At 41.3% G+C, this 24,987-nt stretch carries 20 protein-coding genes and 1 pseudogene; 12 read left to right on the top strand and 9 right to left on the bottom strand.

Translation table 11 applies throughout. The features are described 5' to 3' along the window. Nucleotides 1-105: 105 nt before the first annotated feature. Nucleotides 106-1,242: an aldo/keto reductase gene (locus tag MSWH1_RS07185; protein WP_048127331.1), complete on the bottom strand. Its 1,137-nt coding sequence runs from the start codon at nucleotides 1,240-1,242 to the stop codon at nucleotides 106-108. A 214-nt stretch (nucleotides 1,243-1,456) separates the two neighbouring features. Between MSWH1_RS07185 and MSWH1_RS07190 the strand changes: the two genes are divergently transcribed. From MSWH1_RS07190 to glgP, 3 genes are all read left to right on the top strand, one after another. Then, nucleotides 1,457-1,816, top strand: a complete 360-nt coding sequence (locus tag MSWH1_RS07190; protein WP_048130286.1) for a carboxymuconolactone decarboxylase family protein — start codon at nucleotides 1,457-1,459, stop codon at nucleotides 1,814-1,816. A gap of 239 nt (nucleotides 1,817-2,055) precedes the next feature. Beyond that, a complete protein-coding gene (locus MSWH1_RS07195; protein WP_052722650.1) occupies nucleotides 2,056-2,610 on the top strand; it encodes a DUF6141 family protein in 555 nt (184 codons plus the stop codon). 201 nt (nucleotides 2,611-2,811) lie between these two features. Then, complete coding sequence (glgP, locus tag MSWH1_RS07200; RefSeq protein ID WP_048130288.1) at nucleotides 2,812-4,491, top strand: alpha-glucan family phosphorylase; 1,680 nt, start codon at nucleotides 2,812-2,814, stop codon at nucleotides 4,489-4,491. 142 nt (nucleotides 4,492-4,633) lie between these two features. Here glgP and MSWH1_RS07205 read toward each other — a convergent pair whose 3' ends face one another. Next, on the bottom strand, nucleotides 4,634-5,815 hold the full coding sequence (locus MSWH1_RS07205; protein WP_048127333.1) for a tetratricopeptide repeat protein: 1,182 nt from the start codon (nucleotides 5,813-5,815) through the stop codon (nucleotides 4,634-4,636). Between the two features lie 155 nt (nucleotides 5,816-5,970). On the opposite strand from MSWH1_RS07205, the gene MSWH1_RS07210 reads away from it, so the two are divergent. Then, the gene (locus tag MSWH1_RS07210; RefSeq protein ID WP_011021873.1) at nucleotides 5,971-6,177 is read left to right on the top strand and encodes a hypothetical protein; all 207 of its coding nucleotides are present in this window, start codon (nucleotides 5,971-5,973) and stop codon (nucleotides 6,175-6,177) included. Between the two features lie 122 nt (nucleotides 6,178-6,299). Further along, nucleotides 6,300-6,461, top strand: a complete 162-nt coding sequence (locus tag MSWH1_RS18930) for a hypothetical protein (RefSeq protein WP_156148099.1) — start codon at nucleotides 6,300-6,302, stop codon at nucleotides 6,459-6,461. Nucleotides 6,462-6,594: 133 nt separating this feature from the next. On the opposite strand, the gene MSWH1_RS07215 is transcribed toward MSWH1_RS18930, so the two are convergent. The 3 genes from MSWH1_RS07215 to MSWH1_RS18935 all read right to left on the bottom strand — a co-directional run bounded on the left by MSWH1_RS07215 (nucleotide 6,595) and on the right by MSWH1_RS18935 (nucleotide 8,826). Next, on the bottom strand, nucleotides 6,595-7,284 hold the full coding sequence (locus MSWH1_RS07215) for a TIGR00153 family protein (protein ID WP_048127335.1): 690 nt from the start codon (nucleotides 7,282-7,284) through the stop codon (nucleotides 6,595-6,597). Continuing rightward, on the bottom strand, nucleotides 7,281-8,327 hold the full coding sequence (locus MSWH1_RS07220) for an inorganic phosphate transporter (RefSeq protein ID WP_048127337.1): 1,047 nt from the start codon (nucleotides 8,325-8,327) through the stop codon (nucleotides 7,281-7,283). The genes MSWH1_RS07215 and MSWH1_RS07220 overlap by 4 nt, the downstream gene beginning before the upstream one ends. 343 nt (nucleotides 8,328-8,670) lie before the next feature. Beyond that, entirely contained in the window at nucleotides 8,671-8,826 is a 156-nt protein-coding gene (locus MSWH1_RS18935) for a hypothetical protein (RefSeq protein WP_156148100.1), read from the bottom strand. Nucleotides 8,827-9,277: 451 nt separating this feature from the next. On the opposite strand from MSWH1_RS18935, the gene MSWH1_RS18940 reads away from it, so the two are divergent. The 4 genes from MSWH1_RS18940 (at nucleotide 9,278) to MSWH1_RS07230 (ending at nucleotide 12,760) form a co-directional block, all read left to right on the top strand. Next, on the top strand, nucleotides 9,278-9,442 hold the full coding sequence (locus MSWH1_RS18940) for a hypothetical protein (protein ID WP_156148101.1): 165 nt from the start codon (nucleotides 9,278-9,280) through the stop codon (nucleotides 9,440-9,442). Nucleotides 9,443-9,531: 89 nt separating this feature from the next. Further along, complete coding sequence (locus MSWH1_RS07225; protein ID WP_048127339.1) at nucleotides 9,532-11,883, top strand: DUF3160 domain-containing protein; 2,352 nt, start codon at nucleotides 9,532-9,534, stop codon at nucleotides 11,881-11,883. A 185-nt stretch (nucleotides 11,884-12,068) separates the two neighbouring features. Further along, complete coding sequence (locus MSWH1_RS19605) at nucleotides 12,069-12,221, top strand: hypothetical protein (protein ID WP_197074043.1); 153 nt, start codon at nucleotides 12,069-12,071, stop codon at nucleotides 12,219-12,221. A 53-nt stretch (nucleotides 12,222-12,274) separates the two neighbouring features. Next, nucleotides 12,275-12,760, top strand: a complete 486-nt coding sequence (locus MSWH1_RS07230) for a hypothetical protein (RefSeq protein WP_048127341.1) — start codon at nucleotides 12,275-12,277, stop codon at nucleotides 12,758-12,760. A gap of 788 nt (nucleotides 12,761-13,548) precedes the next feature. Here the strand turns inward: MSWH1_RS07230 and MSWH1_RS07235 are convergent. Next, on the bottom strand, nucleotides 13,549-13,746 hold the full coding sequence (locus MSWH1_RS07235) for a hypothetical protein (protein ID WP_048127343.1): 198 nt from the start codon (nucleotides 13,744-13,746) through the stop codon (nucleotides 13,549-13,551). Nucleotides 13,747-14,084: 338 nt separating this feature from the next. Between MSWH1_RS07235 and MSWH1_RS07240 the strand changes: the two genes are divergently transcribed. Both MSWH1_RS07240 and MSWH1_RS07245 read left to right on the top strand, forming a co-directional pair. After that, nucleotides 14,085-14,594: a nitroreductase family protein gene (locus MSWH1_RS07240; RefSeq protein WP_048127345.1), complete on the top strand. Its 510-nt coding sequence runs from the start codon at nucleotides 14,085-14,087 to the stop codon at nucleotides 14,592-14,594. A 247-nt stretch (nucleotides 14,595-14,841) separates the two neighbouring features. Beyond that, complete coding sequence (locus MSWH1_RS07245) at nucleotides 14,842-15,909, top strand: hypothetical protein (RefSeq protein ID WP_048130289.1); 1,068 nt, start codon at nucleotides 14,842-14,844, stop codon at nucleotides 15,907-15,909. Nucleotides 15,910-15,917: 8 nt separating this feature from the next. Here the strand turns inward: MSWH1_RS07245 and MSWH1_RS07250 are convergent, their stop codons facing one another. The 3 genes and pseudogenes from MSWH1_RS07250 to MSWH1_RS07260 all read right to left on the bottom strand — a co-directional run bounded on the left by MSWH1_RS07250 (nucleotide 15,918) and on the right by MSWH1_RS07260 (nucleotide 19,897). Then, nucleotides 15,918-16,778 (bottom strand): 4Fe-4S binding protein, encoded by an 861-nt coding sequence (locus MSWH1_RS07250; protein ID WP_048127347.1) that lies wholly within the window; start codon nucleotides 16,776-16,778, stop codon nucleotides 15,918-15,920. Between the two features lie 261 nt (nucleotides 16,779-17,039). After that, a pseudogene (locus tag MSWH1_RS19965) lies at nucleotides 17,040-17,753 on the bottom strand (sensor histidine kinase); the annotation flags it as partial. 899 nt (nucleotides 17,754-18,652) lie between these two features. Further along, entirely contained in the window at nucleotides 18,653-19,897 is a 1,245-nt protein-coding gene (locus MSWH1_RS07260; RefSeq protein WP_048127349.1) for an IS110 family transposase, read from the bottom strand. Nucleotides 19,898-20,507: 610 nt separating this feature from the next. Here MSWH1_RS07260 and MSWH1_RS18040 point away from each other — a divergent pair. Then, nucleotides 20,508-23,564, top strand: coding sequence for a disaggregatase related repeat-containing protein (locus MSWH1_RS18040; RefSeq protein WP_082088058.1), 3,057 nt, complete (start codon nucleotides 20,508-20,510; stop codon nucleotides 23,562-23,564). Nucleotides 23,565-24,987: the final 1,423 nt, after the last annotated feature.

A 24,987-nucleotide genomic window follows, 5' to 3' on the forward strand; every position in this document is an offset into this window, starting at 1 on the left:
GAAAGGGATGAAAACCATAGGAGTGGCTTAGGGACCAGATTCCTTTTTTTAAATATTTTTTCTTTTGTGAAAAGAAAGAACATCAAAAAATAGAGGGTCTGCTCTTCACCCCTCCATAAACTCCTTCACTTCCTTCAATATCTCCCTTATCTTAATATTCTGCGGGCAAACCTCCTCACATTCCCCACACTCAACGCAGTTCCTTGCCTTTTCCTCAGGTGACAGAAGGACCCCATACTGGAACCTGGCATTTTCCACATCATCAAGCATATAAATGTCATTCAAATAACTGAGGTTCCGTGGGATATTAACTCCCGAGGGGCAGGGCATGCAGTACCTGCAGCCAGTGCAGTTGACCTTTGTCCGGGCCCTGTAAATCTCCTTAACTTCTGCGATCAGGCTTTTTTCGTCGGCTGAAAGGGAGTTAGGTTGCCCTTCTTCTGCAATTCTCAGGTTTTCTTTCAGGTGCTCCTGTTTCGACATCCCGCTCAGGACAACACTGATTTCGGGATAGTCCCAGAGATAGCGAAAAGCCCATTCTGCAGGGGTTCTTTTGATTTTGGCACGGTCCCATACCTTTTTGGTTTCTTCCGGAACCTTTGAAGCCAAGTTTCCGCCGCGCAGGGGTTCCATGACCACGACTGCAAGCCCCTTTTCAGTTGCGTATTTCAGGCCTTCGATTCCTGCCTGAAAGTCTTCGTCCAGGTAATTTAACTGGATCTGGCAGAGGTTCCAGGGGTAGGCGTCAACGACTTCCTTGAAGGTCTCCAGCTCGTCGTGGAAGGAAAAACCGGTGTATTTGATTTTCCCTGCTGCACGAGCTCTTTCCAGGAACTCTATAACCCCAAATTTCTTCATTTTCTCCCAGTAGCTTTTCTTTACGGCGTGCAGGAGGTAGAAATCGATGTAGTCCGTCCGGAGCTTTTCAAGCTGCTCGTTTAAAAAGTGGTCCATGTCCTCTTTGCAGTTTACGCGTTTGCAGGAGAGCTTGGTTGCAAGGAGGACTTTTTCCCGGTAGCCGTCGGCAAGGGCTTTTCCCAGGAAAACTTCGCCCATCCCGCCGTGATAGGAATAAGCAGCGTCAACGTAATTTACCCCATGGTCAATGGCGTAGCGGAGGAGCTCGGTTGCCTTTTCCTCGTCTATTTTCTCGGGCGCGTCGTCGAGAACTGGAAGCCTCATGCAGCCGTAGCCGAGAATCGAGACCTTTTCGCCCGTGTTTCCTAATTTGCGGTATAACATTTTTTGTCCCTGTGATTGTGTCTATCCAGCAATATAGAAGTAATTGTTTTAAAAAGCAAATCAAGTTTTCGTCATCTATTATTATTTTTCGTTATTTATTATTCATTTTTTATATAAAATATTTCAATGTTTTGTAAGTGAGTGTGGAAACTAATAAGAGATGTGTTAAGAGATACTGTTATATCCGATCCTTGCCTATCACATATTGATTATTATGGGGCAGAATATCCAAGCAATCAAAGAAGTAAAGGGCTTTTTACCCAGATCTGTTGTTTACGCTGAAAAGATAAATGAAGATTTTGGCGAAGGGCTTGCAGGCTTTTATAAAGCCGTCTGGTCTGAGAGAGAAGGCGGGCTTTCCATGAAACAGAAACATTTGATGGTCTTTGCTATCGCCTGTTCCAACAACAACACTGAAAGCGCGGTCAAGATCCTGGAAAGGCTTCATAAATTCGGAGCCACACGAGCTGAAATTTCAGATACTATGATGATGGCTGCCTGGACCGGCGGGATTCAGAATTTCACGGATTTCAGTGCACCTATTTTGAAGGAAATGGAGAAACTTGGGTTTTAAAAACCATTTTTCTCCATTTTTTTAAATCTTTTTAAAAATTTCTTTTTTAGTTCTTACCACTCCTTATTCCAGTTTACTCTTGCTGGACATTTCACTTTTGCTGGATTATACCATACAATTTCTCTAAAAAACTTTTACATAGTTTTCTCATAACTCTTTTTATAATATTTTCGAAAAAATCCTCTAAATTTATATGAAATGATAATAAAGTATTAATTAAATATTCGGAAACCGGAATAATGTACTGCGCAACAGAAGGAATGAGCGGGATACGTAATCCAGTTCTCTTTAGAGAAGTTCAGAAGATGGATCAGGTGTGGGTCCGGCTTGTTGTTGGGGTTCCAGCATTTGTTTCCTGGTACGGCGCTTACCAGCAGCTTTTTCTCAGGAGACCTTTTGGGAATAATCCTGCTCCTGACTGGATGATGCTTGGTTTACTGCTGGTTTTAGGGGTTCTTTTCCCATTTTTTTTCTATTCCCTCAAAATGATCACCGAAGTCAGGAAGGATGGTCTGTATGTCCGATTTTTTCCGCTGCATTTTTCTTTCAGATTCTTTCCTTTAGCGATTATCCAGAGTTACGAAGTCATGACCTACAGTCCGATAAGGGATTACGGAGGTTGGGGCATACGCTACGGGTTAAAAGGGACTGCATATAATGCAAAAGGCAACAGAGGCGTGCTTTTCGAATTTGAGGAGGGGGGCAAGGTAAAAAAACTGATGATTGGTTCTCAGGTTCCTGAAAAACTTTCTGAAGCTATCAACAGGGCAATAAAAAACCAGATGTCCGGGTAATTCTGCCAGCTTTCTTAAGTTTTTATCTAACTTTTTTAGTCAATTCAGTAGGTCAATTTAATATATCACCAGAGACATCTCCGTAAATATAATTTTTAGAGTAAATAATGAGATAGTAATCAAAGACAGTTACTAAAAATGATTACCAGAGATTTTTTTAAATATATCTGTGCTAAAATAAAGACAGAGGGATTTACAGATATGGACGATGGTTTTCAAGGAGTATTGAAAGGTCAAAAAATAGCTTATTTTTCCATGGAGATAGGACTTAGCAATGAAATCTTTACATATGCAGGAGGACTTGGGGTGCTCGCAGGCGATACAATCCGCTCGGCTTCAGACCTTAAAGTTCCGCTTGTTGCAGTTACTCTGGTTAGCAATAAGGGATATTTCAGGCAGTGCCTTGACTTCGTAGGGAACCAGACCGAACAAATCGAAGAGTGGAACCCTTCATGTTTTATGACCAAAATGCCGCAGGAAGTGAGCGTTAAAATTCAGGACAGAGAGGTTAAAATCCAGGCATGGCGCTATAACTGCAAGAGCCAGACAGGGGGCTGCGTACCCATAATTTTCCTCGATACCAATGTAGAAGGAAACTCATGGGAAGACCGCGGGATCACAGATTTTCTTTATGGGGGTGACCATACCTACAGGCTCAAGCAGGAAATAGTGCTCGGGATAGGGGGAGTGCGGATGCTTGAGGCAATGGGTTTTAAAATCCGAAAATACCATATGAATGAAGGACATTCAAGCCTGCTCGCCCTGGAACTTTTAAAGTGCAATGGCAAAGACGCTATGAAAGTAAAAGACCTCTGTATTTTTACCACCCACACTCCTGTAGAAGCCGGGCATGACAAGTTCGATTATGGGCTTGTGGAAGACATGCTCCGGGATAAAAACGATGTGGGCATACTAAGAAGGTTTGGAGGGGCGGACCGTTTTAATACGAGCCTTTTTGCCCTTAACCTGTCCAACTACGTCAATGGAGTCACAAAAAGGCACAGCCGGACCTCAAACGAACTCTTCCCAGGATATTCAATCCAGGCAATAACAAACGGTGTCCACTCCTATACTTGGACATCTCCTTTTTTCAGGCAACTTTTTGACCGATATCTGCCTGGCTGGGCAAATGAACCTGAACTCCTGGTAAGGATCGGAGGAATCCCGGATGACGAGATCTGGGAAGCCCACTGGAGTGCGAAAAAAGCGCTTATAGATGAGGTTAACAAAAGAACAGGGGTAGGTATGGACTATGAGACCCTGACAATAGGTTTTGCACGGCGTATGACGGAATATAAACGCGCAACCTTAATCCTCTCTGACCTCGAAAGGCTCAGAAAGGTGAACAGGAAGGGTAGGATTCAGCTTATCTTTGCAGGCAAAGCCCATCCGCATGATGAGGCTGGAAAGCAGCTTATAAGAGATATTTTCAAAATAATAAAAACGCTCCGGGACGAGATCAAGATCATCTTTCTGGAAAATTATGATATGGATTTGGCCGCAAAAATGGTTTCCGGAGTTGACCTCTGGCTGAACACTCCAACTCGTCCGTATGAAGCTTCGGGCACAAGTGGCATGAAAGCTGCCCATAACGGGGTCGTAAATTTTAGCGTGCTTGACGGCTGGTGGATTGAAGGGTGGATTGAAGGGGTTACTGGCTGGTCCATAGGACCTCAGCCCGAAGAACATTTTTCCGTAGAAGAGGCCAGACTCTCTGAGCTTGATGATCTTTACAACAAACTTTACTACATTATCGTCCCCATGTATTACGACCGTAAAGATGAGTGGTTTAAACTGATTAACAACTCAATAGGTATGGTTGCATATTATTTCAACAGCCACAGGATGATGCGGCGTTATGTCACTCATGCTTATCTGTGAACTTCAGGGAGGCTGCTCTGGTCAATCGGTTGATATTGTTCAGAAACCAGGAAACTTATTGGATAAATTACAAAAAACAAAATGCATAATAAGTAGGAGTTTAAGGAATAAATTCCGTTAAAGGAAAAAAGTCCAGAAAAATTTACGCGTTCCCTGAGCCCAGTCGATTTATTTTTTCACGGGCATCTTCAGCTTTTGCTTTGAGCCCTTTACTTTCCCAGAGGTCAGCTGCAATCTTAAAAGCATTTTCTGCACCTCTCAGATTTTCAAGTTTCAGGAAAACCTTTCCTTTTTCATACCAGGCTTCGGGGTAATCGGGTTTAAGACGGGTTGCTTTCTCAAAAGCGTGCAGAGACTCTTTTTCCGAACCGGCTTTAAAGAGGATTTTTCCCCGGAGCTGCCAAGCTTTGGCATTTTCAGGTTTTATTTCAAGGGCTTTTTTAAAAGACTGCACAGCTTTTTCCTGTTCTCCAAGCCTGAGATGGAGTTTCCCTTTTTCAAACAGGGTATCCGGATCATCAGGATTTATTTCCAGGGTTTTTTCAGATTCAAGGAGTTTTTCTTCACAGAGGTGTATCCGGGCGAGCACTGCATCTTTGCCTTCCCATGCGTGTTTCTGCACAGGGTTCAGGAAAATCGATTTCTCGAAAGCCTCAAGAGCTTCTCGGAAGCGCTCAAGTTTTGTTAGGGCAAACCCCAGGTTAGTCCAGAGCCCTGCATTATCAGAGTTAATTTTCGAGGCTCTTTCGAAGATCTCAAGAGCTTCTTCATAGCGTTTGAGTTTTAACAGGGAATTTCCTTTATGGAACAGGGCTGCAAAATCCAGAGGTTTTGCTTCAAGCACACGGTCAAAAGCTTTGAGCGCGAGCCTCAGCCTTCCCTGTCTGTAAAGAGCCACACCTTCTTCATAGATGTCTTCCGTCTCTCTACTTTCCGGGCTTCCGGCTTTTCTTTCACTTTTGGTCTTGTCTCTTTCTAGCCCGGTTTCTGAGAGGTACCTGAACCCTGCCGAATCTCCCCGGTCAGGCCTAGAATCAAGATGTATAAACTCCTCTTTTGGCACGAAGGATTTGCAGATCCATCTTGGCTCAGTCCGTAGGTTAGTGATTATACAGTACCCGTTTATGTATTTTGAACAGACCCCGCAACAGTAGATGTGCCTCTCCAGACGGTACCGTATCTGGTCAAGCTCTGTAGTAACCAGCCCCTGGTTTAGCCTTGTTTTGAAAGTTTCATAAGGAATATTTTTGATTTTAATATAGACTGTTGAAGGAGCAGGTGGGTCCCATTCAAAGGGTTTTTCGGTTTGCTTTTTGCGGATCATAACTTTCTTTGAGCGTTTTGGTTCGGGCTTACCGGTGTTTTTAATAACTTATTACCTCAAGTTTTAATAATCAAACAAATTAATTAAGGTAACGAATATTTTTAGTTATTAACATTTATTCAGCATATTTGTTATAAATAATGGAGGGTAAATTTATGAGTTACAAAAAAACACACGGCGTTCCAGCACTATTTTCTTTTTTCATTCCCGGCCTGGGCCAGCTTGTAAAAGGGCAAGTATCCAAGGCACTTGGCGTCTGGGCAGCCCTGTTAATCAGCGCATTCATGAGCATTATCGGAATAGGGATTTTAATGGGAATGGTTGTATGGGTCGCACAGATCTATGACGCCTATAATGCCTGAATAAAGAAACAAGTCAAAACTGCAGAAGTTTTGGTCTTATTTCTCTTTCAAATCTGTTTTTCTTTCTTTTTTCGCGGCTCCTTCAGATAAGCTGGCGGAAGCGCCTGTATTTCCCTGTTAATTTGAAAAACAGGCTCCTGGAAGTTAAGGAAAGTATTCTTTCAGCCCTGGGGATTTTTCTTCAGCACTTTCTCTCCCTTAATTGGGGTGTCTTCCTGTCAGGCACTTATTATCTGGATGACTGGCCGGCCCAGGCCCTGCGCGGCGCATGGAAAGATAACTGAAAGCTTCCAGCTCCGGGTACTGAAATAGATATACTATAAATTACAATAGATCTGTAACTATAAATTACAATAGATCTGTAGAGTTTGGAAAAAATTTTAAAATAGAATGGAAGATAAAATTCAAAAAGGAAACTTACCTTCTGACGATCATGGATCTCAGCCGGTCAGCTGCACTTGCGGACTTATCAGCAATGCCTCCTATTCTTTCAACAAGTCCTATAAGATGGCAGACACCAGCCCCTCCAAGAGCCTCTTCGTGTTCGAAGATTTTTTTTAAGAGAGCTGTCTCAAGCACGTCCACATCATGTTCCAGCTTTTCTACCTCAGGGATGATCTGCATTGTTTCTTTTATTTCTTCCTTGCTGAAAGATGTTGCAAGCAGCTTGTAAAGTTCTCCCACAAGCTCGTTATACATCCTGGCGGTTTTCAGGGAGGCTGCCATGAGTTCCAGGAAGCCTTCCTTGATCTCCTCAGGGAGGTCTTTGCAGGAGCGCAGGGTCATCCAATAGGCTGAAGCCTGTGCAAAGTCAGCGATAGAGTCCTGCTGCTTGAGGAAAGAAAGGAGGTCCTTTTTGTTCACCGGCAGCCTGATGGAGGAGGGTATGCTTACTCTTATTTTCTGTTTGATTTTGTCGGCATCATGTTCCAACTTATCGATTTCGTCAGTTCGCTCATTAAGAAGTGCCTGATCTCCTTTGCAATAAGCGTCCATCGCTTCAGCGAGCTTCTCAACTGCAAGCACCCCTTTTTTAGCATGCATTTCGAGGGGGACGAAGGGAGAATCTGCGACCACGTCGAGTACGGAACGGATGTAGTCTTTCATAATAAGATCACCTCTAGCCCCACAAAAATTATTGCCGATGTAAGGGCAGCTATGGGGACTGTTGCTATCCAGGAAGAAATAATCCTCCAGATTACGCCCAGGTCAACGGCTGCAAGCCCTCCTGCAAGCCCTACACCAATAACCGAACCTACAAGGGTATGGGTAGTTGAAATCGGAAGGGAGCTGTAACTGTGTAACAGAACCACCGAGGCAGTTGCAAACTGTGCGGAAAAGCCTCGAGTTGGGGTGAGTTCCGTGATCTTTGACCCTATGGTTTCGACCACTTTATAGCCCCAGGTTGCCATGCCTATTACCATGCCGAGGCCTCCCATTACAAGCACCCAGATCGGGACTTCGGTTCCTGTCCCTGTTACTGTCCCTGTTATTTTCATCACGTTAAGCGCGGCAGAGAGAGGACCTACAGCATTTGCTACATCGTTTGACCCATGCGCAAATGCGATATAACAGGCAGTTATGAGCTGTAAGAATATGAACTTTTTCTCAACGCCAGGCATATCTGAAGCCCTGTGAAGGTAGAGGTTCCTTATAATAGAAAAGATCAGAAACGCAAAAATAGCTCCAAAAACCGGAGATATAAACCAGCTGGCAACGATTTTTAGAAGAGCAGACCAGTGAATGTCAGAAAAAGAGATAATTCCTTTATAGGCTGCAATCAACCCGAAGCCGAGCACAGAACCAACAATTGAATGGCTGGTTGAGACGGGGAGGTTGTAAAAGGTTGCGAGCGTTATCCAGAAACTTGCGGCAAGAATTGCAGCCAGCATCCCCAACACCACGATATCCGGGTGAACGCGGCTGATCATATCAATGGGAACGATCCCTTTTGCAATTGTCGAGGTAACTCGTTTCCCAAAGAATACGGCACCCAGGAATTCAAACACAGCGGCAATGACAATGACCTGCTTGATTGTTAGGGCACCCGTTCCTACTGAAGTCCCCATAGCATTTGCGAGGTCGTTTGCCCCTATGTTCCAGGCCATGTACAAGCCTGCAAGAATAATAGCTATGACAAGTAAATCCATTTTTTTTCCTTACTCCAGAGATTTTTAACTCCAAAATTGCTGTAATTGCTATGATGCATAATTGCTAGATCCATAATTGCTATGATGCCTCAGATTTCTTCCATTTTATTCTTGATTTATGGAGTCTTCACCCGTTTTTCTTAAATCCATGTCTCTTATGGTATTCCAGACCATTTCATTATATTTTATGTTTTCCATATATTTTAGGCTGCTCTATATAATCTATAGATCTATATATGCCTATTTTTAATATATTCTAATTTCTCTTTTCGAGTGCAGAGATCCCTCTATAAGGTGTCTGACGACCATTTAATTTATTTTCGATATGGCACAAGAGTCCGATTCAAACAAATTGGTCTTTCAGGCAGGTCAGCCCAAGCACCGGGCGGCTCAGGGAGAGAAAACTGAAAAATTCTTCTTGGATTCCGGAATAGATCAACCAATTTTTAAACGCAGGCCTTATGGTGATTATCCTGACATCGTCGATATCATCAAGCATAACCTGTTTTTTGTTCTCCTGCCGTGGGCTTCCACGAGGACGTTAATCTCTTTTCCTTTTAACTAATAATTACTTTCTTAAATTTTTATTAATATTCAGTCAGTTATTTTCTATTTTTTTTGCAGGAAATAGTCAACTTTTTTCTCTGAAAATATCTCAACTTTGTTTTTACTTTATAAATAAATATAAACCCTTATCTTTTGGGGTTGGTTTTCCATGGAGACCTCAATAAACAGATGACATTATCATTTTCATCATCATTATACTGTCTGTTTCAAAACATAACTTCAAAATGGTTTTGAATATTAATGAAGAAATAAATTATTTATGGAAAAATAAATAACTAAAGAGAAACAATTAATGATAGGGAATTAGGGTATATTTTAATGTTTTAAACGAATAATTTGAAAACTCAATATACTAAAATGGGAACTAAACGGGGAGAATATTTTTGAACAGAAAACTCCGAATTCTACTGTTTATAGGGGCTTTATTGCTAATTGCAGGAACACTTTTGAATATTACCAGAGACCCACTTCTTTTGAGCTCAGGAGCTGTTGCTACGTTATTTATGATCCTGCTTTTCAGAATTGACCCTCTGAGCCCTCACGAATGACAGAAAAAGAGAGGGTTCGTTTTTTTACGTACTAAATACTTAATATTTTACGTTAATTTATTTTTTACTGGTTTTGCAAGGTATCGAGAATGGATCCGAGAACCAAATTTGTATCAGTCTACCTGATGCTTCTGCTTTTTGTTTTTTTTGCTGGTTGCTCCGGAAAGGATGCAGGACAGGACACATCCGGCTACACCGCAGGTGTGCTCAAAACCGAAGCCGTAATTTACTCGAGGGTTCTGGGGCAGGGGGCTTACCTGCCGATAAATTACAGTCTGGAAGCCCTCGACGTCGAGTTAAAAGCGCCTTCTTATGAGTTGCCCCTGGAAATGGATAAAATCTCCAATTACGCAGCCTTTTCAGGAAGAATCCCTCTGGACGAATCAGCGCTTGAAATGCTGGAAAACAATGGTTTTGTGGTAATAGAAAACCCTTACGACTCCTCAGAAGAAGACATTACTTCGATGTACGTGACCCTCAAGGAAGAGGAAATTCCTGTTTTTATCACCACGGACTCCCTTCTGCACCTCTACCACATCCAGTTTGACGAGACCCTGCGCCAGATCGAGGAAAAGGAATTTTATGATACTCTCTGGGAGACCGACCTTGCTCTGCTGAACAGCTCGGTCGAAGAATATAACAGTGCTTCTAACAATGTTTTTAACAGTTCTTCCGATGAAGAAAAGGAAGCCGCAAGAAGAAATGCAGCCTACTTTGCGGTTGCTTTGAATCTGCTCCAGCCGAAGCCCTCACAGGTACAGGCAGTAGAAGATCCTTACGGCTTTGTTGATGAGGCTCTTTTCCCTACAGGTTCAGCAGAAAAATATCATTTTGAGGTCCCATCGTTTGTAAAAGAAGAGGTTGAAGCCGAACTGGCTCTTATCGAAGCCCACGGAGGTTTTGCGACCTCTCCTATTTTCAAGTACGAAGAAGATTATTCCCAGTACGTGCCAAGAGGCCACTATACCCGCTCCGAGAAGCTGCAAAACTACTTCAGAGCCTTTATGTGGCACGGCCGGATGAGCATGCTCCTGAAGGACAGATTGATAGAGTCCAAGGACCCTGCAAAAGATGCCCGCATCCAGACTATCCAGGGAAGTCGGATTTCTTCTCGGCTCGAAAACTCACCTGAACTTCTTGAAAACTGGGACCGGATCTACGGAGTTACGGCTTTTTACGTGGGATTTTCCGATGACCTCGGACCTTACGAATACATTGAAGCCATGGACCAGGTCTTTGACAATGGAGAGAGGAAGTTTAATGAAACAGCAGTAGAGGAGTTAAAGGCTGTACTTGCCGAAAACCAGGGTCCGCAAATCTACGGAGGCACAGGAAACTGTATCCTGGAACCACCCTTCACCCCGGAGCAGGCTGACGAATGCCTCGAAAATACCACAGGTTTCCGCTTTATGGGGCAGCGTTTCATCCCGGACTCTTACATGTTCTCAAACCTGGTCGGAGCCTACACAGGCGAATATCAGGGGGAGAGGGATGAACCCTTCACTTATGTAATCTCAGGAGCCGGAAGGCCTATCCGCGGCTTCCCGCGCGGGCTTGACGCAATGGCTCTCCTGGGCTCGAAAAGAGCAGTTTACTGGCTCGATGAGCTGAACGATTCAAGCTACGAAAATTACAGTGTCCGGTATGAGGAACTGGATTCGGAGCTTTCGAACTTTAGTACAGCTGAGTGGAACAGGAACCTCTACTGGTCCTGGCTCTATTCCCTTCAGCCCCTCCTGAAGGACCATGGAGAAGGATACCCTACCTTCATGCAGACCGACGCCTGGCAGGACAAGGAACTGAGCACCTCACTGGCTTCCTGGACCGAACTCAGGCATGACACAATTCTCTATGCCAAACAGAGTTACACCATAGTTGAAACATCTATGCCCATGCCTCCTGAAGAAAAACCGGTTGTAGGCTATGTAGAACCAGTCCCTGACTTTTACGCCAGGTTGCTTGCCTTAACGAAGATGACAAACCAGGGCTTGGATGAAATGGGTGTGCTTGATCCGACATCAAAAACAAGGCTTACATACCTTGAAACTATAATTTCCAGGCTTCAGGCAATTTCGGAAAAGGAACTCAAAAACGAAGAACTGACAGAAGAAGACTACGAGTTCATCAAGAATTTCGGGGACCAGCTTGATGGGGTTATAGCTGATGTCGATGAGAAAGCCAGAAAAACTACAGTTGTAGCTGATGTCCATACCGACGGCAACACAGAAAACGTACTCGAAGAAGGGGTTGGATACGTGGACATGCTAGTAGTTGCGTATAAACTTCCGGACGACAGGATCCTTATCGGGGCAGGTCCGGTCTTCAGCTATTACGAGTTCAAACAGCCCATGTCCGACCGCCTGACCGATGAAAAATGGAGAGAAATGCTGGAGGCAAACCCACCGAAAAGGCCTGAGTGGGCCTCTACTTACATTTCTTAATTATTTCTTAATTTTTAATTTTTTTTGAAAAGGATTGCCCTGATGAGGATTGCCCTGATGAGAGAACTGAGGTCAGAAATTGCTTGGGAATAGATATGGAAAGATATTAATTGTATAAATACGAGAAATAATAAGGGGTTATATCATTATAGTAATCCCCTTGATAAAACCATGAGGTAATAAGTATGTGTAGTGTTGGAGACTCTTTTGATATCGATATGGAAGGAAAATTGCCGTTTAAACAGTATGCATGCAAGGACTGTGGAAATAAATTTAAAGGTATTGGCAAAAATGTGAAATGTCCTTCCTGCCAGTCTACAAATGTAGAAGAATCCTAAAATGTAGCAGAATCCTGATGATCAACTGGATTTTTTAAATAATTATTTTTAAAATGGAAAAATCGACCTCTTCTAAAGAAATTTCACTGAAGGAAAGTGAAATGCTTCTCCTGCGCGGAACGGCAGGAACAGTGGCTATTGTGAAAGCAGGTCCGAGTGGGCAGTTCTTTCTGGAAACTGAGAACGAAGAGATTGTACTCGGACTGGAACCCCATGACCTGATTGTTGCTTCTGCGCTTTCGGTGGATGAGAAAACTGAAAAAGGGCTTAAATGCGTTCTCTTCATGATTCGGGAAATCAGGTCCCCATTAATAGTTCTTCCAAAAAAACATCCTGCGTCACCAAGGCTTCCAATCGTAGTCTCGGCTGGTAAAAAGACTGTGCTGAACTGCAATATCACACCTGGCACGCACCCGAATCAGGATGTACTATGCGGTTCAAATGAATTTGATAGTCTGGAAGTAACAGGAACACTGGAGGGTGTCCAAATTAAAAATATGCCGCAGTGTGAGGTATTAAAGGTTAACTTTGATATCTGATCAGCGCATCTCTTTAGTTCTATTGTCCTTACTTCTATTGTCCTTACTTCTATTGTCCTTACTTCTATTGTCCTTACTTCTATTATCCTACTTCTATTGTCCTTACTTCTATTGTTCTTACTTCTATTGTCCTTACTTCTATTGTCCGAGATCTGTTTCCGTTTTAGGTTAAGTCAAAAACAATATTAAACCAACCGCAGGTAGGGATCCTGGATAACACTTAGAAGCAGGTTACGATCTGAAATGATACTTTTTCTTAACCCCGAAACTGTTTTTATATTCAAGTAAAAACGTGTATGAAATTTTCCAAATAACAGGCACAAACAAATGAAAGTACTCACAGCCCTACCTTTTTTATCTCTCAAATTACGTGAAGATGAAGCATCTTCAAGTTCACATTCCGGACTCTGGCTCCAATTTAGAGACTTTTTAATATCTTCTGGGATCATTAAAATTTGTCATTAATTCCGTTAGCTATTGACTGCAACCAATCTAAAACCCAGAAACTAACAAAAAGACTCATATATCACGCTGCAACCTCAAAAGGATAAACTTCCTCCCATCTGCCACCGATAACCGAAATAACACCCCTTCCTTCTACCCTCATCTGCATTGTATCCCCTTCTAATCAAATTGTTATGAGGTTTCCACTTTCGTAATAATCGCATTTTACAGGGGAGGAATCTTTATAGCATAGGAAGGCAATACCGCAGTCATACAAAACTAGATAGTTATTTCCTGATTGGAATTTTCTTTTCATGTAGGGGATCACCAAAATTTAGAATTTTTTATGCTGTATTTTTAAACCCATTCCGGGAGTCATGGGAATTATTTATACTATTTATACTGTTGATTGGGCAGATATTTATTAATTTTTTGTTTTTGTTTTTGTTTTTGTTTTTGTTTTTGTTTTTGTTTTTGTTTTTGTTTTTGTTTTTGTTTTTGTTTTTGTTTTTGTTTTTGTTTTTTTTCGTCCTGCTTTTCACCGGCCGTAGTTTTCTCCGGTCATAGCTACTCAAAACGAGCTGTATCTTAAGAGTCCTCACTGGTAAACCTAAATAAACTAAAACTAAATAAATTTTAAAATATATTTTATTTATTTTTATACATTTATTTGCAAAGTAACTTGCTAGAATTATTATCAATTCTTACTATTTTTGTTTCAATTTCAGAAACCAAGTCTAAAACAGATTCAAAAAAAGCCGTGTTAAATATATATAATTAAATGCAGATATTACTATATATAAAACTAATATATATAAAACTGGTTAACACTAAGGTTTATCCGTTATAATACTACATTAATAAATGGGGAATAATATTTATGGAAACAATGGACGCGATTTTAACCAGAAGAAGCATCCGGAAATACCTGCCAGAACCAGTCAGCAGGGATATGATTGAGAAGATTTTGAAAGCCGGTATGAGTGCACCATCAGCAGGGAATGAACAGCCCTGGCATTTCATTATAATTGACAGGCGTGATCTCCTTGAAAAAATCTCGGAAATGCACCCTTATGCAAATATGTTAAAAGGCGCTCCGGCTGCATTACTGATCTGCGCAGACCGGAATACTCCGAAATTCAAGGATTTCTGGGTTCAGGACTGTTCTGCTGCAAGCGAAAACATGTTACTGGCTGCCCATGCCCTGGGGCTGGGAGCGGTCTGGATAGGAGTTTACCCGGCTGAAAAACTTATCACCGATATCCGGGAATTATTTAAGATCCCAGAGCATGTGACCCCGTTTTCAATAATCTCAATTGGTCATCCGGCAGAAGAAAAACCAGGAGAGCCCAGGTACGAAGCCTCAAGAATTCATGACAATTCCTGGTAAAGCCTCTCTAAATACTGGTTATGAAACAGGTTAGATCACTGATTGGAGGCTTTTTCTCCCTATTTTTAATCTTTAAGTGCCTTTTTATTTTTCGAAGGGCTTTTCATACCTATTTATTGTATTAAATGTGAATATACCAACAAATGGGAATATACCAGCCAGAATATCCTGGTATTCATCGGAGTGGTTAACCGGAAAGACTCGATTAAACCGGAAAGACTCAATGGTACAAAAGAAGGTAATTTTTATGGAAAAGAAGCTGGAATCACTACTTATATTATTTATGATACTTTTTGCCGTACTGCCTTTTTCGGCAGGTGCCGCTGATGAAGAAACCATGCTTAAATATACGAGCTCAGGAAACGTTTTTGGCGGCGGGGATCAACTTAAGATCAATCAGGATATCCCGGGAGACCTGGTACTTGGAGGGTCCAGGCTTGAGATAAACGGAAATGTTATAGATGATTTCACCGGGGCCGGCGGAGAAATAATTGTTAACGGGGACGTTTCAGGCAACATCATGGCAGCCGGAGGCTCGATTCGGGTAAATGGAAATGTTGGTGGAGACCTGGTAGCAGCCGGTGGTCAGATTTATCTCTCAAAGAACAGCGCAGTTGAAGGCGATATCCTGCTGGCCGGAGGAGAAGTAACTCTTAACGGGATCGTCAATGGAAACGGGTCAGCTTCTGCCGGGACACTCAAGACAGGAGAGGACTTTGAGCTTAAAGGGAACCTTAAACTTCAAGCCGAAAATTACCCTTCTGACCTTGAAGATAAGGTAGGGGGAAACCTGAGCATCGTACCCGTAACCAGAGAGCGAAACCAGTATACAGGTGGAGCTGAAGGTTTTGGCATCTTTTCCTTCATTTTGGGGCTGCTGGCAACTCTTGCCCTGGGCTTTATCCTGATCTATACTTTCCCGGGTTTTGTAACCGGACTTGCGGAAATTGTAAGGGGATCAGCGTTGAAAGCCGGACTGCTGGGCTTAACGCTCCTTATTTTCGTTCCGGTCCTCTCCGTAATCCTGTTAATTACAATGTTCGGGTGGAGTCTTTCTATCCTGCTGATGTTGATGCTGGCCCTCGCAGTCCTTATCGCTACAGTACCGGTAAAACTGCTCGCAGGGGAAATGATTTACTCTAAGGTCTTTAAAAAAGAAGCCGGGAAAATGATATATTACCTCACCGGAGCGATTGTATTTGCAATAGTGTATGAAATTCCTTTCCTTGGAGGACTAATAAAGTTTATTGCACTGCTGGCAGGGCTGGGAGCACTTGGGATCTGGATTTCAAAGAAGGCAAAGTCGGAAAATTAACCGGTTGTTTAAGAGGGAAGGACTTCTTTCCTATATTTTTCAATTCCCAGCCTTTCAAGGAGTTCTCCGAATCTCTCCCCATCAAGGCCTTCTCTCCTGTAATACTCAAAGGTTTTTTCAAGGATTGAGAAAAGCTGCTCCTCGTCTGCAAGCTCAAGAAGCTTTGTCCCGTGCCTGGGCTGGCGTCCTGCTTTGCCTCCGACAAAGATCGTGCATCCGGTTTTTTCGGCTCTCAGAGCATCTTTCCGGCAGGCTTCAATACAGGCTCCGCAGAGGATGCACTTTTCGGTATCTATGTGGGCTTTCTCTTCCAGGACTTTTATTGCCCCCACCTTACACGCCTTTTCACAGCGTTTGCAGCCGACACAATTTTCTTCGAGGATTTCAGGTTTTACCGTGCCCATGACCCCAAAGTCATTTTCCTGAGGTCTCATACAGGCTGCAGGACATCCTGTTACTGCAATCTTGAGCTTTTTAGGGACAGCTTCCCCGAAGTATTTTTCATCGATCCGGCATGCCAGGTTCTGGCAGTCGATCAACCCGTTTCTGCAGACCGTATTCCCCTGGCAGGCGACTACAGCTCTTACCTTCTTTCCGGAAGAGCCTCCTGAAATATCCAGTTTTTCAAGCTCATAGCTTGCTTCTTCCGCATCTTCAAGTTTGACAAAAGGAATCTCAATCTGCTGCCTTGAGGTTACGTGGACATATCCATTACCGTATTTCTCGGCTGCATCCGCAATTGCCCGCAGTTTTTCAGCATCCAGATTCCCGCTCACGACTTTCAGCCGCATTGAAAACATATTTTCCTGCCTCTGGGGCAGAAAACCTTTACTTTTGAGTGAAGAAAAGTCAATTTTTTTCTCAGTCATATAAGTCACTTCACTTTAAGAGGCATAATAACTGATGTATATAAGAATTGTGATGATTGGGACTTTTGACCAATCCTGGATTTCTGCCAGGTCTGGAATACGAATAAGTTTTGGAACTGTAGCCAAAAAAAGTAACTGTAGCCGAAAAGATGATCAATCAAGTGGATGAAAGAAGATAACGACTTTGGGGTTTTACGCTTCTTCCTATAAAGCCTGTAGCGAAGCAGGGTTTAGGGCGTGAGCAAAAGTTCCATAATTGGCTCATTTTTCTATACTGCTAAACCGGATAGTGAATTCTGTTCCATGATCTCTTCCAAGATCCATTTCACCGTCTAACTGATCGACAAGGATACTGACAAGCTGCAGACCAAGAGTTTCCGGGTTTCCAAAATCAATGTTTTCGGGAATACCAACTCCATTATCGGAGACTACTAAAGTATACTTTGTATCTTTTCCAGTAAGCTGCTCTTTATTATTTGGCTCATTTCCAACCTCTTCGCTGAAGAGCTCAATGTGGACTTCTCCAGTTTCCCTGCCCGGAAACGCATATTTGAGAGAATTGGAAACCAGTTCATTAACAACTATACCCAATGGGACTGCTGTATCCATGTCAAAGAAAATATCTTCTCCAAGATCCATGTTTAAGTTAATATTGGCACTTCCAAGCCCGTAAATCTGGAAAAGATTCTTAATGAGTCTCTGCAAATACAATGAAAAGTTAAGTGTATCAGCTCCTTCACCTTCATGCAATTCTTCGTGGATCAGGGCAATTGATATTACTCTATCCTGGCTTTCCCTGAAGGCTTTAAGAACTTCTAAATTGTTTATATATTCTTTATTATTGAATTTCTCAGCCTCAAGGTCCAATAGAGAGGAGACAACCTGCAGGTTATTTTTAATGCGGTGATGAATTTCCTTTTGGCGGGCAATTTCAATTTTTTCGAGGGCTTCTTCAGCTTTCTCGCGCTCGATAAGCTGCATCTCAGTTTCTACTCTTGCCTTTTGTATTTCCTCGCGAGTCAGAAATTCCCGCCTGCGCCAGAAGTGAAGCAGCCAGCTGGAAGCAATGGCAACGGCACTCGCAATGAACATGTTGAGAAGCACCGTAAAGGAAGCTTGTGGTGAGATCCACAGACTGGATGCGATAATCAACGTCTCCCCGATGGTGTACACCAGGGACAGAATAAGCTGGTTGGTGAACCTATTTGGAATGGCGAGAACCATGACAAAAATAGTGAGAACTATGGTGATGGTATGGGCGACGAAGTCAGCAGGTCGTGTCGCGTTCAATGTGATGTGGGTGAACGCAAAAATGAGAGCCCAAACGAATTCAGCCCGGTCGTAAGAGTGGTAGTTCGGAAGTCTTCGAAGGTTTTTGAGGAATAGGATAGTGTATGCAACAATAACAAATCTAAGCGCAAAAAGCCCATAGAATATCGGTGAGATACCAAAAAAACCATAGTCATTGGCTGCAAGGGCTATCAGGGGCAGGATGATCAAAAAAATGAAAATCCGAGCCTGGGTGACGTCTGCACCAAAGTTTGTCTTTCGGAAGCGATCCTCCTGCTCTGCGCTTAATCCGAATGTCAGCCATTTCTGGACGTCTCCGGCTGTGTTCATTTATCATCCCCCACGGATTTAATGCAATAGGAAAGCAGCTCGTTGAGCTTGCAGCAGAGTCGTTCGTTCCCTCCCCCAAGTTGTTCGCCACATTTCCCAACCCACTATTGTGCAGTTGAAGCGCGCCAGGAACTTGAATGTTATTCATGTTTTTCTCTGACATAGGGCACAAAGTCAGAAAGCTCTCATCAACGTCTTCACCTACCAAAAATTACAGATCTTATTTAGCATGAAAGTATATGAGGAGATCTTCCTCACGTACTCTCTCTTTCTTCATTTCTCGCAATTACATATATTTCACTCATTATTTTGATCCTTTCATCAACTGAGAATATCTCAGTCTCCACTATCTTTCTCTTTTGAATTTCCCCCTTTTTATATCCAGTTTCATCTTCATACATCTCCTCGTTTGTGATCAGATGCCATATAATTGTTGCAATTTTTCTTGCCAGGGCAATAATTGCCTTTGAATGCCCAATCGACTTCTTTTTTCTGTTGAAAAACTCTTTTAACCTGCTATTTTTTGTTCTTGCTGCTGCCTGAGCAATCTGTGTTAGAATCCACCTTGCTTCCTTAGATCCTCTCTTAGTGATTCTTCCGTTATGGTATTTATCCGCTGATTGGTACACATTCGGAACTATGCCAAGCCATGAAGCAAACTTATCCCCTGAAGAAAAATCTTTGAAATCGCCTATTTCAGCAATAAGAGTTGCCGCTCCAAGTTCTCCTATTCCTGGAACAGACATTAAAATTTCCATTTCTTGCTTATGATTTTTATAAGCATAATTGAATATTTCTTTTTCCAAAATTTTGATTTCATTGTCAAGATGCTTTATGATATCCAGACAGATCTGAAGCCTGAATGCAGCACCTTGAGAGATTTCTCTGTCCAGAGTTTCCCTTATCTGATCACTTTTTTTACGAACATTTGGGGAAAGGCTTGCTATAATCTGGTCAACGCTTTTACCTGAACAAATTCCTGATAGAATTGCTCTACCACTCTTACCAAAAATATCTGTTAGCACATTCTTCAGATTAAACATTTCAGGTGCGAGTATGGCGTGAGCTTCATTTTTTATATCTGTTCTTTTTTGTACAAGGTTATGGCGAAGCCGGATACATGAACGAAATGTTCTATGGTTTTTTGGGAAAACTCTTGATGGTTGAATCATATTATTCAATGCAAGTTGTGCGATGAATTCGGAATCGATCTTATCTGTTTTTTTGTGTGTAAACGCCTTCATATCTCGGGCATTTCCAACTATAACAGGTAGATGTTTTATCAACGCATCATAAATCGGAACCCAAAAGTCACTCGTTGATTCACAGGCAACAACGTCACATTTATCTGATATAACCCAGTTTTTAAAAGCTAAAATTTCGTCAGGGGTTCTAGAGAAATATTGTTGCTGTTTTTCACCAGATCTACTGAGGATTGTAGCAATGAAAAAGAGTTTGTGAATGTCTAAACCACAAGCTTTGTTAATGACTTCAACCAATTTAGATCACCAAATTAGATCACCAAATTAATTTGGGCAGTAGAATTGCCTCAAAGGCCAATTTAGCATCCGTGATCAAAGTCACATTTGAGCCTTCGATGGCAATTCACTGGTTAGTTTTATCACGGCTTCAAAGAACCAAAATAAGTACAACCTTACTGCCCAAGAGAATGATGAGGTTGATAGGTAAAAAAGGTAAGGAAAAAAAAGTACTTTCATTTCTTTGTGCCTGTTATTCGAAGAATTTCATATGCGTTTTAAATAATTTAAGTTCTTTCATTAGAATATTTTTTTGTTGACAGAACACTCACAATGTCTTTTTCTATCTGCCCCCTGGCTACCCTTTTGGGTTGTTTTATACCCATCCCGACGTGCATCGTATTGGGTTTTTTCTTTTCTTCATGACTTATTACAATAATCATATCAGAGAGCCTGGATATCGCTACTATTAAAATAATGTAGTAAAGTTAATATCAGTTAAACAATAATAATAAAGTTAATTCTGGTGGAAGTATAAACTTCTTTAAATTAACTTATTCAAATCGTCTCAGAGCCCTTCAAAAATTGTTATCGTAAGGCTTTGAGTTAAATGTGTCCAGGGGGATCTCTGATGAAAAAATTAAAAACCCTCATAAAAATACTTACTCTTACTCTCTTTTGTTTTTTGTTAAGTAGCCCTGCGGCTTTGGCAGCAAATATCGTAATTGACAAAGAAACTGGACAAGCTGGACCAGGTCTTTTTCATACACCTAATTATGCAAATGATGCAGCTTGCATTCAAGCAGCACTTGATAGTTCAAAAAGTGGGGATACAATAACTATCTGCGCAGGGGACTATTATATCACAAAAGGGATTTATCAAAAAAATAAAAATCTGAACATAATAGGCGAAGGAAATGTAACTCTTTACATTCAAACTCCTGAAAAAGAATATAACGAGCTTTATTTCTGTGGGTCATTAATCACAAGTGGAAAACTATCTGCTGACGCTAATAAGGATTCATTCCAGGTGGTTTTAACTGACGCTTCCCAGGTTCGCCAGAACGACTTGATTAAGATCTGGAAAAATGTTCAGTGGTGTCCTTTAGATTATCCTGACAATTATCCTGATCAAATGACAGGGGAAATATATGCTGTTAAAAGTGTAAATGGAAACATCGTCACTTTAAATCAACCACTTCTTAGAGATTATAGCCTGTCCGAAACCGTACAGTTCGAAGTATATAGACCTGTTGAAATCCATGTAAATAATATAAGGATGGAGGATACAGGTGCAGCAATGTCACATCATGGACTAGTTATGCAATACTGCAAGGATAGCTCTGTCACTAATTCCTGGTTCAATAATAGTGGATTTGGTGCTGTTTGTCTATATTCCTGTTTTAATGTTAATGTTAATAATAATGAGATTTACAATTCACTTCTTCCGGGAAGTGGATATGGTGTAAATGTAGCTAGCGGTACGGCTTTTGTCAATATTGAAAATAATCACATAGAGAATTGCAGGCATGCTATAACAGCCAATTCAGCTGAACGCAAATCTTTAAATCGAGACGTTTTTATCTCCAATAACACTCTGATTGGGGCAAAAATACGTGGTTCCTGGGTTATTGATGCTCATGCTCTAACTATTAATTTTGTCGTAACTGGAAATAAGATATACCCACAACTCCCATATTTTGTAGCATTTTCAGATGGTACACAACAATCTATTTTTTCTGACAATGAAGTTTTTGGCGGATATGGAGGAATATTTAAACGCGGCGCAGTAAGTGACGGAGTACACATTTGCGAAAATAACACGTTTAATGGTATTGCAGGTGAGATGTATAGGGGAGGAAATGGAATCGATGACACGCTTATAATTAGGAATAATTATCAAAACAGCGGAATATACGGAATTCATTTCCCATATCAGGGAAGTTTCAGGAATATAGTGATTACTGGGAACACTTTTAGCAATCTCTTGAATAAAGGAGTATATCAGCAGTTCCTTATAGACGGAGTAAATTTAAAAATCTCTGATAATACTTTTGAAAATATTAGAGAAGAAGGAATATATCTCGACGGAAATTCTTACACAAACAGCGAGGTCAAAATACAAAATAATAACTTAATAAATGTATATTCCTCCAGTCCAGGTTCAGAGATCACAATCAAAAACATCCAGGATGCTTCAGTTAGCGGAAACCAGATATTCGATGCCCAGGTATCCAAAGTTCCGGTTGCTGCTTTTTCTGCGTCTCCAATTTCCGGAAATGCACCCCTTGATGTGACTTTTACTGACAGCAGCACAGGTTCACCCACAGCATGGAACTGGAATTTCGGAGACGGGACAAGTTCAACAGAGAAAAGCCCAACTCATACCTATTCAACAGCAGGAAATTATACAGTGATACTTACAGCAAGTAATGCGGCAGGCAGCAATACCGTAACAGGGATTGTTCATGTAAAACCACCCGAAGATTCTGAGGAACCTGTAATTTCCGAAATAGAAGTATCTGACAACCGTCTACGTGAAAAGTCTCCTGATGTAGTCTATCAGAGTTCACCCTATATTGACGTCGGTGGGATGAACAGTGTCAGATACAGGGATATAATGTGGTTTGACCTGAGTAAATATACCAGCGACTTCCCAGTTGATAATGCGACTCTTTCTCTTTACTGGTATTATCCTGCAGAAAACTCAAGACCTGAAGATACTGTAATTGAGGTTTACAGGCCAGCTTCAGCCTGGAATTCAGATTACGTAAGCTGGAATAAAAAGGACAAAGATGTTTCATGGAAAAATCCCGGAGGAGACTGGTATGATAAAAATGGTGTTTCTCAGGGTAACACCCCATATGCTACAATAACTCTCAAAGGCAGTACCCTTCCTGACAATAATTACTACGAACTGGACGTAACCGAGCTCGTAAAAGAGTATATCAATGGCAAGTATGAAAACACGGGATTTCTGATAAAAGCCCGCACAGAGAGCAATAACTATATTGCATTTTATAGCAGTGACTGCGGAAACGAAGATCAAGAGCCAAAGCTTAGCATAACAAAGAAAGCATCTTCAGTGACTGTACCTGTAGTGACTGTAAATGCAACTGTTACTAGTGCAACGGATAATCGTCTACGTGAAAAGTCTCCTGATGTAGTTTACAAGGTTTCACCTTTTATTGATGCAGGTGGGATGAACAGTGTCAGATACAGGGATATAATGTGGTTAAACCTTAGCGAGTATACCGGTTCTGCCGAAGTTAGTAATGCGGCTCTTTCTCTCTACTGGTATTATCCTGCAGGAAAAACAAGACCTGAAGATACTGTGATTGAGGTTTACAGGCCTGCTTCAGCCTGGAATTCAGATTACGTAAGCTGGAATAAAAAGGACAAAGATGTTTCATGGAAAAATCCCGGAGGAGACTGGTATGATAAAAACGGTGTTTTGCAGGGTAACAGTCCTTATGCCATACTAACCTTTAAGGGAAGTGATATTCCTGACAACAAATATTACGAGCTTAATGTAACCGATCTGGTAAAAGAGTACACCAGTGGAAAGTATGAAAACACGGGATTTCTGATAAAAGCCCGCACAGAGAGCAATAACTATATTGCATTTTATAGCAGTGACTGCGGAAACGAAAATCAGGTGCCAAAACTTCAACTGGTATACAGTTAATGAATTAAAATTATTTTAAGAAGTACTCCGAAATGCTGGCTGCAAGAAATGTAAATTTTTCCAAGGCTTGCTTTTCGGAAAACCTCATTTACTTTTTTTATATACCTTCATACAAGTTCTGTGAACTACCCCTAAGCTAAAAACTTAGCGGCTTCCTGAGTCATCCTTCCCTCTACTGAGGACAAGTCATACAGGCTCTACCCCGCATACCACAGGTGAAATGGAATATATGGTCGTGAGATTACTTGAGATGCTTAGAGCTTCCGGTTTTTTCTGGTTTAATGTTCCCGACCCTTCAGGTATACGATACCCTGTTATCCAACTCCCTCAACTTGGTTTTCACATGCTTGGTTTTCACATGCTTGGTTTTCACATTTTGGGTTGTGGTGACAGTATCTACTATTAAATTAACTTGATACTACTATTAAATTAACTTGATACTACTATTAAATTAACTTGATACGAAAAATATTTTAGCGGAACCAACAATTGAAAAATGTATTAAAGTTGACGATTATATCCCATGAAATTAAGATTTTATGGGTTTTACGCTTCTTCCTATAAAATCCAGAGCCCAGGGTATACTTCCTCAAAGCAGGAACCTGCTTGTTATAGCATCTTTGAATGTAATCACTGTTTTAAAGTATAAAGGTTCACAAACTTCATGGAACTATATTCAAGAGTAGAAACCCGAAAACATCATTTTTGGGTTTCCTGTAATAATATCAAATATCCATTAATTTGTTCAGCTTAGATTTTTAATTTTTTTTCCCGATGACTAAAAAATGTTCTCTTTTTTATAAAGTATGTTGCTTCCTTGATATTGATTGTGATTTGCACTTGGTGGCTAACTGTATGAAAATTGCAAAGAATTATATACAAATAACTCTTTTTAAATATTAGTGTGGTGTTCCACGCTAAAATAACCCCCTCAGATGGCCAGGGAGAGCTGAAGCTCGCCCTGGTCAACTATCAAATTCAATATTTTTTAAGGGAGAAGTTTCCAGTTAAATTTCTTTATTTATGATATTTTACACCCATATTTTTCTTCATACTATTTTCCTGTGCTTTTCCTTCTCGATGCTCATCTCCAGCAGAAGGAGAAACATACAGATAATTACTTATTCAGTTACTCATCCAGTTACTCATCCAGTTACTCATTCAGTTACTCATCCAGTTACTCATCCAGTTACTCATTCAACTACTCATTCAACTACTCATTCAGTTACTCATCCAGTTACTCATCCAGTTACTCATCCAGTTACTCATCCAGTTACTCATCCAGTTACTCATTCAACTACTCATCCAGTTACTCATCCAGTTACTCATCCAGTTACTCATTCAACTACTCATTCAACTACTCATTCTCTGAAAAGCTCGTTTAAGTTTTTGCCAGAAAACGAGATCTGCAAAATACCCGGTT

Source organism: Methanosarcina sp. WH1 (genome assembly GCF_000970005.1).
Taxonomy (GTDB): domain Archaea; phylum Halobacteriota; class Methanosarcinia; order Methanosarcinales; family Methanosarcinaceae; genus Methanosarcina.